Annotated in this window: 10 protein-coding genes; 3 read left to right on the top strand and 7 right to left on the bottom strand. The window is 45.1% G+C overall.

Going from position 1 to position 13,156, the window contains the following annotated elements:
• The coding region (locus JNN12_11420; protein ID MBL7978939.1) for a PD-(D/E)XK nuclease family transposase at positions 1-324 on the top strand (324 nt) is incomplete at its 5' end.
• A gap of 88 nt (positions 325-412) precedes the next feature.
• On the opposite strand, the gene JNN12_11415 is transcribed toward JNN12_11420, so the two are convergent.
• The 7 genes from JNN12_11415 to JNN12_11385 all read right to left on the bottom strand — a co-directional run bounded on the left by JNN12_11415 (position 413) and on the right by JNN12_11385 (position 7,063).
• Positions 413-862 (bottom strand): ATP-binding protein, encoded by a 450-nt coding sequence (locus JNN12_11415; GenBank protein MBL7978938.1) that lies wholly within the window; start codon positions 860-862, stop codon positions 413-415.
• Complete coding sequence (locus JNN12_11410; GenBank protein MBL7978937.1) at positions 840-2,150, bottom strand: glycosyl transferase family 1; 1,311 nt, start codon at positions 2,148-2,150, stop codon at positions 840-842. The genes JNN12_11415 and JNN12_11410 overlap by 23 nt, the downstream gene beginning before the upstream one ends.
• An 81-nt stretch (positions 2,151-2,231) precedes the next feature.
• Entirely contained in the window at positions 2,232-3,701 is a 1,470-nt protein-coding gene (gene guaB / locus JNN12_11405) for an IMP dehydrogenase (protein ID MBL7978936.1), read from the bottom strand.
• Positions 3,702-3,730: 29 nt separating this feature from the next.
• The gene (locus tag JNN12_11400) at positions 3,731-4,426 is read right to left on the bottom strand and encodes a hypothetical protein (GenBank protein MBL7978935.1); all 696 of its coding nucleotides are present in this window, start codon (positions 4,424-4,426) and stop codon (positions 3,731-3,733) included.
• A gap of 50 nt (positions 4,427-4,476) precedes the next feature.
• Entirely contained in the window at positions 4,477-5,199 is a 723-nt protein-coding gene (locus JNN12_11395; GenBank protein ID MBL7978934.1) for an rRNA pseudouridine synthase, read from the bottom strand.
• A gap of 151 nt (positions 5,200-5,350) precedes the next feature.
• Positions 5,351-6,043 carry an SMC-Scp complex subunit ScpB gene (scpB, locus tag JNN12_11390; protein MBL7978933.1) on the bottom strand — a complete coding sequence of 231 codons (693 nt, stop codon included), beginning with the start codon at positions 6,041-6,043 and terminating at the stop codon, positions 5,351-5,353.
• Between the two features lie 429 nt (positions 6,044-6,472).
• Complete coding sequence (locus tag JNN12_11385) at positions 6,473-7,063, bottom strand: methyltransferase domain-containing protein (GenBank protein MBL7978932.1); 591 nt, start codon at positions 7,061-7,063, stop codon at positions 6,473-6,475.
• Positions 7,064-7,125: 62 nt separating this feature from the next.
• Between JNN12_11385 and aroB the strand changes: the two genes are divergently transcribed.
• Positions 7,126-8,223, top strand: coding sequence for a 3-dehydroquinate synthase (aroB, locus tag JNN12_11380; protein MBL7978931.1), 1,098 nt, complete (start codon positions 7,126-7,128; stop codon positions 8,221-8,223).
• A 211-nt stretch (positions 8,224-8,434) separates the two neighbouring features.
• Complete coding sequence (locus JNN12_11375) at positions 8,435-13,105, top strand: translocation/assembly module TamB domain-containing protein (protein MBL7978930.1); 4,671 nt, start codon at positions 8,435-8,437, stop codon at positions 13,103-13,105.
• The last annotated feature ends 51 nt before the right edge of the window (positions 13,106-13,156 follow it).

Genomic DNA, 13,156 nt, shown 5'->3' with positions numbered 1-13,156 from the left:
AACCTCCGAGACCGTCCACCAAAACTACAGGACAGGATATTTCAAAAATTATTCGAGGCGGCAGAAATAGCCAAGTTCTCACCACAGGAAAGAGTTGCATATGAAGACAGCCTGAAATACTACCGCGATTTGAAAAATGTGGTAGATACATCTCGCGAAGAAGGCGTTCAAGAGGGATTCGAGAAAGGAATCGAGAAAGGAATCGAGAAAGGAATCGAGACAAGAAATCTTGAGATCGCAAAAAAAATGAAAGAAAAGGGAATGTCAACGTCAGAAATTGCAGAATTGACAGGACTGAATGATAATGAAATTAATGACTTGTAAAATTTGTTGACTAACGATGGAATAGGGAGTGAAAGCCTTGACGGAAATGAATCCCTTGCTTAGGATTTTCTACTGAGGCAAAAACATCCTAAGCCGTTTTAAAGAATTGAAGGACAAGCCTTCTGCCCTCGTCTTCAAATTGGACCTCATCTGCCCAATGTCTAATCAAAAAAATGCCGCGTCCAGAAGCTTTTAATAAATTTTCTGGCACAAGCGGATCTGGTAATGTTTTTGGGTTAAACCCCCTTCCTTGGTCTTGGATAACCAATTCCACCCTGCTTGGTGTATCTATTAGGGTAAAAGCTATTTTTTTTTCAGGCTGGTAACCATTCCCATGCTCCATTCCATTAATAAAGCCTTCTGTCCCGGCCTGATAAACGCGTTCGGACAATTCGGGCGGCCACTCAAAATCCAACGCACAAGCCTGAAGCATGGCCAAAATCACCGAAGCATGTTCCGCAATACTGGCCAATAACAAATGCACCAATGCTACTTTTACATGTGCAGGATCAGCCTTAGAGCGTGGTATAGTATTCATTCATTTGCATCAAGACACCCGACATTACCTTAGCCAGTTCTCTGGTGAGTAAACGGCGATCGAAGCGTCCCACAAATCCAACATCAGGACGAGGCAAGGACCGCTTTCGCCATAAATCGTAATATTGCTCAATAGCCCTTGAGGTTGCACGAATGTCCTGCGGTTCCACAACAACCCCTGCGCCATAAGCGCGAATTTGCTGGGCTTCTTCGCCTTCTGGTACCAGTCCAAGAATAGGTTTTTGTGTACCAAAATATTCGTATAATTTACTCGTGGACATTTTTTCCACATGGGGCTGGTCTCCCAAGGTCATCCACAACACATCTGCCAACCAGATTTTTTGCACTGCCAATCGGTGTGGGATATATCCTTCAAAGACAACATGGTCTTCGAGTTTTAGTTTTTGAACCAATTCCGGACCGTCTTCAGGTGTCAACCCTACAAATTCGGCCAACACGTGAGACGCGGCATCCGGACGTCGGTTGATAAAATCATGAAAAGCATGCAAGAACGTATCCGGCTTTTGTGCATCATAAAACATACCCGAATACACAAAACGCATGATGCCGTCCATATAAGTTCCGTGTACCGGAAAGTCCTCTGGATCGAATCCATGTGAAATGATTTGGATGGTATTGTATCCACCTGCACCTGTGTGGCGTTGAATAAGACCTTCTTTGATACCTCTATTGATGGTTACCAGCCGTGAGGCATGTCTTACAACTTTGGTTTCGAGTTCCAAGTGTTTCCGTTTGTGGCGTTGGGTAGGCATTTTCAGCCGCGAATTATCTAACCACGGTTCGCGAAAATCGGCGATAAACGGTACACCACTGACTTGGCTCAGCTCCATCGCCACCAGATGCGCGGTAAAAGGTGGTGCTGTTGAAAGAATCATATCAAAGCGCTTGTTCTCCAGAATCTTTTTCCCTGCCTCAACCGCATCCGCTTTCCAACCGATTTTGGAATCTGGGACCATCGTCCAGCCACTGAGCCACGACCATTTTTTCTGAACAGAAGACGCCGGCATGGCAATGGTTGTCCCCTTTTTGAACAAGCGATTTAAATCTTTTGAGGCCACCCGATGAATGGGGACATCAGGAATTTCTTCCAACAAGCTTTCATCGTAGGCAAAATACCCTTGGGGTTCTACAGTTAGTACTTCGGGTTCCCACCCAAATTGGGTAAGGTACTTGACGAACTTGGTAATGCGCTGCACACCACTTCCACCCATAGGGGGGAAATAGTAGGCAATGACCAAGACGCGCAGGTGAGGCGTTTCCGGAATCATATTGGTCGTGAAGGAGGTGGTGAGGGTTTGAACACGGGCTAAAGGTAGGAATTATTACAAGGTCAACACAAGGAAAAATCCCTATCTTCTGGAACTATAATTAGGCGCTTCTTCCGTGAGTATAATGTCGTGCGGATGGCTTTCTCGGATACCAGATGCAGTAATACGGACAAAACGAGCCTTTTCTCGGAGGTCTGGGATGGTGGGACAGCCGCAATACCCCATTGCTGCTTGAAGGCCGCCCTTCATTTGAAAGATCACCTCGCTTAGGGTGCCTTTATAAGGAACCCGGCCTTCAATGCCTTCTGGCACCAATTTTTTGATATCGTCTTCGGCATCTTGAAAATAGCGGTCTTTACTTCCTGCTTTCATGGCCCCCAATGATCCCATTCCGCGATATGCTTTAAATTTACGCCCTTCGTATAACACTGTATGTCCGGGGCTTTCATCTACACCTGCAAACAAAGAGCCAATCATGACGGTATCTGCACCTGCTGCAATAGCTTTGGGGACATCTCCTGTTAACTTGATCCCACCATCTGCAATAACGGGCACATCATATAAGGCCGCCACCTCTGCACAATCCAACACAGCCGTGAATTGTGGCACCCCTACCCCCGCAATAACGCGGGTTGTGCAAATGGAACCTGGACCAATGCCCACCTTCACGGCATCTGCTCCCGATTCTATCAGATCGCGGGCGCCAGAAGCCGTTGCGACATTACCAGCGAGCACTTCTAAATCTCCATAAATCGTCTTGATTGCCGAAACCATATTCAGTACTCCTTCCGAATGGCCATGAGCAGTATCCACCACCACAAAATCCACTCCGGCTTCCACAAGAGCCGCTACACGTTCCAAGGTATCGGGCGTAACCCCCACTGCTGCACCCACCCGCAACCGCCCATGATCGTCTTTAGACGCATATGGATGTGCTTGTTTTTTCTTAATATCCTTAAAGGTAATTAAGCCTTTTAACATCCCGTGTTCGTCCACTACGGGTAATTTTTCAATTTTGTATTGTTTGAGTAGGTCCTCGGCGATAGCCAATGACGTACCAACGGAAGCCGTTCTGAGCGGAGTACGCGTCATAATTTGTGCCAATTTGGTTGAGGCAGTCGGCTCAAACCGAAGATCTCGGTTGGTAACAATACCCAATAGAGTCCGGTTTTCATCCACCACTGGAATTCCACCAATGGAAAATTTGGCCATCAGTTCTTTTGCGTCTTTTACGGTATTTTCCGGCCGCAAGGTAATCGGATCTAAAATCATCCCACTTTCAGACCGTTTAACACGACGTACTTCTCCTGCCTGACGTTCAATCGTCATATTTTTGTGCAAAACCCCTACACCGCCTTCCCGTGCCATTGCAATGGCCATTTGAGACTCGGTGACGGTATCCATTGCAGCCGAGAGGAAAGGAATATTTAGGTAGATTTTTTTCGTTAGACGTGTTTTCAAATTGGCATCACGAGGCAACACATTAGAGCGCCCTGGAAGCAACAACACATCATCGTAGGTAAGACCTTCACGGATAATTTTGGATGACACGGTTTTATGGATTTATGTTCGTGAAATAGTTATACTTTTAAAAAAGGTTGAAGTTGTTTGTACCATGCAAGATACCCAAGACCGTTTAGATGTAGTCCGTCGTGTGTCCATTCTGGCCGTAACTGTCCGGTTGTATCAACGAGTTTCATAAAAACATCCACTGTTTCTATGTGATGGATGGAACAAAAGGCGCGAAGGTTGTGGTTGATTTGCTGGATTTTTCGATTAAACATTTCGCCATGGTGCAAACTATGCAAAAACTTTGCACCGTTTATGGGCAAAAGCGAATGCCAGATCAGGGCTTTTTGTTCTTTTTTTAAGACAAGTAAGAGATTTTTGAGACCGTTTTCTATCGTTTCGGGCGACGCTCCGGCAATCAGGTCATTGATCCCGATGAGTACCACTACTTTCTGTGGGTTACAAGCAAGGCTTTCTCGAAGACGAGCCGTTAAACCAATAATGGTATCACCAGAGATTCCACGATTCACCACGCCGAAGTCCTGCCCCAACTCGGCCCAATCACCAATGTCGATTAACGAATCCCCCAACAAAGCCACCCGGCAAGGTTTTGTTTGCAAGTTAAAAAAGGTTACCCGATCTTTATAATAGGCAGAAGCACCAAGCCGACGCTTCAAGACGTATTGCGAAAGCATCTCTTCTATATCGCTAACAGAGCATTGTTTTTGCACAAACCACCATGCGATCGCAGCAAGGGCAAAAAGCAAGATTACCCATTTCCAACAGTATTTATATATCTGCGCGGCCATCAATCTGGTTACCGGAGTTTGACCATTTTTCGTAGTTGTCGCACCTCTGCGGGCGTAAGATGTCGCCATTTCCCCCGTCGCAACCCTTCGACGGTTAATCCCGCATAGCGCACCCGTTCCAAGAATTTCACTTCGTGGCCTACCGCTTCGAGCATACGTCGGATTTGTCGGTTTTTACCTTCATGAAGTTTAATCCCTATTTTGGTACGTTCAGGGAGAGCGATATAATCAGCTTCGTCCATTTTCGCCCAGCCATCTTCTCCCAATTCAACCCCATCCATCAATATCTCCAGCGTAGAAGGTTTTACACTTTTGGCAGTCTCGGCGAGGTAGTACTTTTCTATTTCGAATTGCGGGTGCATTAATCGGTTTGCCAGTTCGCCGTCATTGGTCAATAACAAAACGCCCACCGTGTCGCGGTCCAGCCGCCCGACCGGATAAATACGGGCCATGTGTTTTTCGGGAAGCGCCACCAAGTCCATTACCGTTTTTCGTCCCCGATCGTCTTCCACCGTTGTAATGGTATTTTCCGGTTTATTAAGCAGGATATAAAGATAATCTTGAGGGGTTAGGGTTTTGCCATTCATCACCACCCGATCGCCGGGCGCTACCACCACGCCCATTTCGGTTACGACCTGATCATTCACAGAAACTTGTCCCGATGCAATTAATTCGTCGGCCTTTCTTCGTGAGGCAACACCTGACGCCGCAAGATAGCGATTTAGGCGCATGGGGACTGTAATCGCCTCGCCCAACGGTTTTTGACCGGATTTATCCCCTTTCTTAGGCACCCGCTTCATCGGACGCGCAGCACGAGGCTTAGTCGTATCGGCCACTTCCATCCTACCCGATTTTTTTTTAGGGCGATTTGTGGAAGAAAAATCAGTAGGTCGGGGGGTCTTGGATGGCATGTAATTGGGGTTGTTTGGCTTCGTGGGCTTCCATTTTCTCTAATTTGATCAATTCCTCTCTCTCCATCTCGAATGCAGGATCTTTTAACAACTCTTCGACCTCACGTAACTGAGGCAAACCAGAAATATCCGCAAGACCAAATTGTTCGAGAAAAAAAGTTGTTGTAGCATAAAGTAAAGGATGTCCTACGGCATCGCTTCGACCAGCCACTTCAATAAATCCGGTTTCCAATAATCGTCGGAGGGCATAATCCGAGTTTACCCCTCGGATAAAATCAATTTCTGGCTTGGTGACGGGTTGTTTATAGGCTACTACCGAAAGGGTCTCCATGACCGATCGTGAGAGTTTTTGGATTGTCCGGGTTGCAAAAAGCGTGCGAAGAAACGGAGCTACTTCGGGAATGGTGGCCATACGGTATCCACCCGCCCATTTTTCAATCCGCAACGCATTTCCTGTATTCGCATAACGGATATTAATTCTTTCCACGGCAGCTATTAATGCTGCTTCATCAGGTACTGTTTGCATACCCGTTGCGCGAGCAAGTACTTCCGCAAAAACGGCAAATGTCAGGGGCGTATCTGAGGCAAAGACCAAGGCTTCTATGACCCGATCCAAAGCCGCTTCAGACAAATCCAGCAACATAGCATGACTGACAATTTCCACAAGGCACAAGGATTTTTGAATGCTGATTAATCTTTGTAAACTACAAAAATAAGTTGGATGATTTTGCATATTCTTTGGGAAATACCCCTACCCTACCACGCTTCACAAAATGTTCCCAACAACAAAACCATAAAAAGGAACAATCAGTTGAGTCCCCAGAAGTAACCGTTGCTATTTTCCTTACTCCACAAGACCTGATTTTTTTCTTACGAACATCTTTGGACAATACAACAAACCACTTAGAGGTTTTGGCTTGGAAATACAATAGAATAAGAAAATGGACAGACCATTTCACAACATGCTGTAGCGTAATTATATTGAATGATCAGATCTAAAATAATTGAATGATCATTATTGATAATATTTTTTTATTTTCCCAGATTAAATAGAATTAATTATAAAGTTTGATCTTTATTATAGACCAAATAATCATTTTTTTGTCATCGCCAACAAAAACGGAGCAGGATTTTGTTTGTTTAAGAATTGATATTGTACCACCTCTCCTGTTTTTGCAGGTATGTCCATAAAAAATCGTAATACTTCTATAGCCTCCTTTGCGCCACCCACATGCCCTGGATAAGCAACCACCGTCAACAGTCCGCCGATGCGTAACAATTTTATTGCTTGTTCCAAAGCAGAAAGGGTTGTGTCTGATTGGGTAACCACTGTTTTGTCGCTTCCCGGCAAATACCCTAAATTAAACATCACCCCGCCTATGCTCCCAACGGCTCCTTCTCCCAAGACTTCGCGCATATTCGCATGACTTTTCAAGACAAAGGAATGGTTTGTAGAACCTGGAAAATGGTGGTTAAAATGTATGGTGGCTGCTTTAAGCGCCGTCTCTTGTATGTCGAAGCCCCAGACAAAGCCAGTGCTTCCCACTTGCCGCCGAAGAAAAAGGGCATCATATCCATTCCCCAGTGTTGCATCAATGGTCACATCGCCTTCTTTCAGTGTTTGGGCCATCAGGCTTTTGGTAAAGTCTAAAATTCTTGGCAATACTTGCTCGGCTTCTTGCATAGCTTAACAACCTGTTTTTTTGCTTAATGTAGTGAAAACGACCTGATCCACCTTCCAAATTTATGAAAATGTTCCCTCCTCTTTTTCTTCCCTTACCCACGACCATAGACAGGAGTTATTCCATCTATTTTCAGCACTTAACCGACTTGCCACACTTAATGCAAGCGCACGGGCTGAAAAACCCTCAACTGGGCATTATAACCGACGAGCATGTTGAAAAAATATATCGTCCGAAGGTGCAAGCGGCCTTGGTAGCAAATGGTTATCAACCAAAGTGGATTGTCTTTCCTGCGGGCGAGACCACTAAGTCGCTCACCTATTTATCGGCAATATATGATCACTTTTTGGGTTATGCAGACCGAAAGACTCCGTTGATAGCCTTAGGCGGCGGCGTTATTGGAGACCTTACGGGATTTGCAGCGGCTTCTATTTTACGGGGTGTACCTTTTATTCAGGTCCCAACCACCCTTATGGCACAAGTAGATAGCTCTATTGGTGGAAAAACCGGTATTAACCATGTGGTGGGAAAAAATCTAATTGGTGCATTTCACCAACCCCGTTTTGTGTTGTGCGACGTGGATACTGTCCAATCGTTGCCTATCCGAGAATGGCATAGTGGACTGGCAGAAGTAGTTAAACATGCCCTTATTACCGATGAAGCCCTTTTTGACAACTTGGTTTTGGAATGGGAAGCGGTTTTAAACCGAACACCTGAAGTAATAGCACCCCTGATCCGTCGGTCTGTTGAAATAAAGGCGAAAATCGTGTCCAAAGACGAAACGGAGCAAGGCATACGCGCCCATCTTAACTTTGGGCATACCTTTGCACATGCCTTAGAACAAGTAACCGCTTATAAAACGTTTTTACATGGCGAGGCGGTAACGATTGGCATAGCGGCTGCATTACATGTAAGTAAGTACCAAAATCCGGAATTTCCATTTGAAAAGGCCTTGAGTTTAGTAAAAGCATTACCCATATCGGCTGCCATAAAAGACTTAGAGATTGCAGCGCTTATAGAGGCCATGAAAGCTGACAAAAAAGCACAATCTGGGAACATACGATTTGTGCTGCTTTCCAAAATTGGTGCGGCATATGTTACCCAAGACGTTGAACAACAAGCCATACAAGCAGCGTGGAAGTTTGCCTTGTCTTCCTTTTGAGCATTTTTAACGGAAGGGAAACCAAATACGGCAATTGGTTTAAAACGCCAACATACACCTGTGAATCCTTATTTACGGTCTTCCGTCAATGTCATCTATAACCAGACGTAAAGTCACTTTATCATCCTAAGACCCACCGTTGCCGCTTAGACACATATACCGTGCCCCCTTTCGATTATTGCGCCTTGTACTTTTTCTGGCGACAGTTTGTTTGTTGCTTTATTGGGGGCTAACCCGAACCCGCGTTGGTAGAAACGCCCTCCGAGAACAAATAATACAGGTTTTTAATCAAGAATTCAAAGGCAGTATCGAGATTGGAAAATTACAAGGCAACCTCCTAAATGAACTTTTTGCTACAAAAGTAGTCCTAAAAACACCTACGGGTAAGGTAGTGGCCACGATTGACTCGCTTGTTGCGTCACCCGATTGGTGGAGTATGCTCGAACAGACAATTTCGATCAGACGGATCACCTTATTCCGACCAAATATCACCATACACCAGCAGCCTTCAGGCACTTGGGACATTCTTTCGGTTTTTGAGCCACGAAACAAACGCGCCCCCAATCCCAATCGGATTGAATGGAATTTTGCCTCTGCCGAGATCAACCTTCGACAAGGTATCCTCCAAACATCAAGCGATGCCTCACCCCCTAAACTCGTACAAGAAGGTCAGGTCTTTGATTTTACCCACACCAAGGTTTCTGATCTAAACCTGAGTGCGTCTTTAGATTGGCGTAAGCCTTATAAATTAATAGACCTAACGGGGCTTTCCTTTCAACTCCCGAAACAAGGTTTCACCCTTCGAAAACTAGAAGGGCAATTGTTATTTGATGAAAACCAAGCCATTTTAAACCATTTTTTCCTTCAGGCCGGAGGGTCTTCGATCCGACTAAGGGCTTCTGCGCGTGGAAATTCTTTTGCTGCGAAACCGTTTAATCTGACCTTGTTTAAAAATGCGCCTTTCCAAATAAATCTTCAACAGGCCGATATTCGTGCCGATGACTGGAAGACGCTTTTTCCGAAACTCCCTTTACAGGATTTGACACTTGCCCTAAAAGTTCGTGGACAAAACCCAACTTACACCCTTGAGAATATTGCTTTTCGTCAAGGCGAGACCATCTTCTCTGGAAGAGGTGAAACCACCACATACCGAGATTCTGTGTCCTTCCGGTTGGGTATTACGGATAACCTCCTTTCCCTCCCCGATCTAGAACGGTGGTTGCCCAAGGCTGGTTTGGCCTCTTTCCGACACCTTAGAAAGGTAAGTATTTCATTAGACGGTGGCGGACACATTGGTCTCACCAATCCAGACTTTTCCTTTAAGAGCAACCTCCGCATTCAACACCCGAAGACGGGAGAGATTAATGGATTTGCCCATTTGAGAAGCTCAGGCAATACACCCTTATTTTATAAATTAGACCTTAATACAGATCGCCTTAATTTGGGATTTGTTCTTCAAAATCCCAAATTAACTTCACGTATTACCGGACTATCACGAATTGAAGGCTCTGGGACTCGTTTAGAAGATTTTGATGCCCAACTTTTCCTGCGCCTCCGTGATGTTGCCTTTGATCGGTATAAAGCAGATTCTTTACGATTGGATGGCCGTATTAAAAACCGTCAATTTGATGGATTGGCCATGCTGGCAAAAGAAGGGGGGTATGTACAAACAACAGGGAAGATCAATTTGCAGCGTTCAAAACCCAGTTTTAATGTCCGTGCCGAAACAGAACGGTTTAATATTGGATGGGTTGACCCCAAGGCCAACATCACTACCCGGTTAACTGGAAGAATTGAGCTAACTGGTTCTGGCAGCAAACTTTCCGACTTTCAGGGTAGCGCCATTCTGGACTTAAAACCTTCTCTTTTCGTAGTTAACGGGAAAGAAACCCGTACTACCGAACTATTCACCACCCTCAACGTCCGTGAAAATGCCCAAAAAGGAATCAATCTGGAAATGTCTGGAGATTTGGCTACGGTTTCTTTAGAAAGTGGTTACAAATTAGATGTCTTTTTGGAAATGGGTCAGTATTGGCTTGATGCCATTAATAGAACCATTACCGCTGAAAAAGCAAAGCGATTTCGGCCAGACTCCTCTCAGGCGCTACCTGTGATGAATTGGGCCGCCATAGATTCAGAGCGCAACAAAATGGCCCAAAAAATGGGCCCACACCCCCTTGATCGGCTACCAAAACTTACCGAAGCCTACGTGAAAATTAAACGTGGTGCTTTTCTCACCAACCTGATACCCAACTTCCCTTATTTTGATGATTCTGTGGAATTGACGTGGCGCTCCCTCGGAAGCCCGAACACCAGTTCTGTCGAACTCAACATCCGGGGAGACTCCTTATCTGCCGGTACTGCCCGTTTAAAAAACTTTGACCTTACTTTTTCTGCTGATAGCAAATATGCCTACAACCTGACGAATAACCTTCAAGCTTCCGTCATCGGGCGATTGGACAGTATCGTGGTAGCAGGTCAACATTTTGGCAAGACCAACCTTGAATTCAGTTATCAATATGGGGGTGGGCAATTATACCTCACCTCGTCTAATCTAGCAACATTAGGCGCATTACGGACATGGGCCAATCTTGACTTACTACAAGACAAAAATCGCCTTACGTTTGTGGAACTTTCTTTGTCTTCAACAGCCTATGAATGGCGAATTCCAAAAGATCAAGTCATTGATTTATATGCAGATGCCATCATCCTGAATAACTTGATGGTGGAAAGGCTCGACAACAATCCTAAGATGCCCAACCACACCATTCGCGCAAATGGCATTGTATCCGCTTTACCCGAAGATGAGGTAAAAGTCTATGTTGAACACATTGATATCGGCGACTTGACCCGTAACATGAAAGGGCGTGATAAATTTGATGGTACGGTACAAGGTGAATTCTCCGTGCGCAAACTCTTTCAATCTCCAGACCTGAACGGCGCCATCACGGTCGAAAACAGTGTATTGAACGGCACCGATTTTGGAACATTGCGTTTGTGGGGGAGTTTTGAACCTTCGAAAAACGTTCTATCTTTTAATTTACAGGCCCGACAACCCCTGCAAACTAATTTTTGGGTACGGAACACCGACATAGACGCCTCTGGAAGAATCGGGCTACCCACGGGTAGCAAAGAGAAAGGAAATCGGAATCCGGGGTTTATTGACGTGGCCTTAGACCTACGGCGTTTGGACTTATTCTTCTTCAAAACCTTATTTCCGAACGAAATTGACCGGGTGACAGGTTGGGGATATGGTTCCGGAACCATACATGGTAATTTTGAAAAGCCTCTTTTTGCTGCAGATTTATTCTTAGTAGAAAGTAATTTTTTAGTACCCTATTTTAATTTAGAATATGGGCTTTCTGGCCCTGTTTCGGTGGATGAACGTGGGATACACCTGAACAGCATGACGATTGCAGATAAAACAGGGGGAAGATCTGGTGTTAATGGCAGCATTTTGTTTAATAATTACGATTTCTTTTCGTTGGATATGGCCTTTAACTTAGACAAATTGCAACTCATTAATGTGGGAGACTCTAAAGACTTATATTGGTACGGATACATTTGGGCTTCAGGCCCTGCTTCGATAAAAGGCCCATTGTACAAAGCATTTATTGATGCGCCAGACCTTACGACCACGCCCAATAGCCAATTGTTTATTCCGATCACAGGAAGTGGCTTAAGTAATGATGAAGTTTTTATCACCTTCACCGACTCGTTGGGACAAGTACCCAAGCCTGTTAAACGGCAGAACCTACTTTCCGGACGTGGGACAGGAGAACGGACTTTCCTTGATGGATTAGAAATGAATGCCAATATCCGAGCACCTTCTGGTTCTACGATTCATCTGGTCTTTGATCCTCTCCTGAACGATGTCATCCATGCAGTTGGATTTGGGGAATTACAGATGCAATACGTTGATGCCAGTTTTAAGATGTTTGGAGATTTTAATGTAGAATCTGGGGATTATCTTTTTACTGCCTTCGACATTTTCCGAAAACCATTTAAACTTGAACGCGGTGGACGCATGACGTGGTCCGGAGATCCAATTAATGCCCACTTGGCCATTCCAGCTTCTTACAAAACAAATGCCCGAACGGATGGCCTCGAAGGCATTTTGCCTGGATTAGATACCCAGAATGTTTCCCGTATTCCGATAAAAGTGGGGATGGACATTAACGGAGACGTTAATTCACCTATCGTTGATCTGCGTTTAGCAATTGATCGTGATCAACGTGCTGGAGAATTTGGCAACTATGCAGGCCTTGAAACGGAATTTAATCGAGAAGATCGTGCAACCTCGTATGCCTTTAGTGTACTACTAACTAACTCATTTTCTCTGGCCTCTGCAATTATCAACCCGAACAATCCCAACGCCACCGTCTCGGAGGCTGGGCAACAAGTGGTATTTACCAGTTTGGCCCAATTGGTATCGGCCTATCTAAACCGTGTGGTAAACCAAGTGATTCCCAATGCCGACATCAATCTTGGCATTTATCAAGGAAAAGACATCACCCGCTTAAACGAGCTGGGGCTTCAGGCGGGTATTGCCCTGCGCTTGTTTGATGAACGCATTGTAATCCGTGGAGAAGGCATCGTGCCTAATTTTGACAATGCAGACGGCGCCCTTCAAAATCAGTTCAGCGGCGAAGTTGTTTTTGAATATAAAATCTCGCCATACGTCTCTATAGAGGCTTTTTACCGCAAAAACGACCGCCTTTTAGGAACAAATGATGTGGTTTCTGGGGAGTCCGTAGGGATTGGTTTTAACTTACAACGTACTTTTTCTAACTGGAACAAGATGTTTAAGCGGAAAAAGCGCAGAACGATTACAGAACTCCCAGATAGCGCCTTTGCAGCAATTGCTCGTCCCACCCACTGATGGGCACCACCCACTGATGGGCACCACCCACTGATGGGCATTAAAACTTTT

The sequence above is a fragment of the Bacteroidetes Order II. bacterium genome, from assembly GCA_016788705.1.
GTDB lineage: Bacteria > Bacteroidota > Rhodothermia > Rhodothermales > UBA2364 > UBA2364.
Note: the sequence above shows the minus strand (reverse complement) of the source record. Positions and strands in the feature narration are given on the sequence as shown.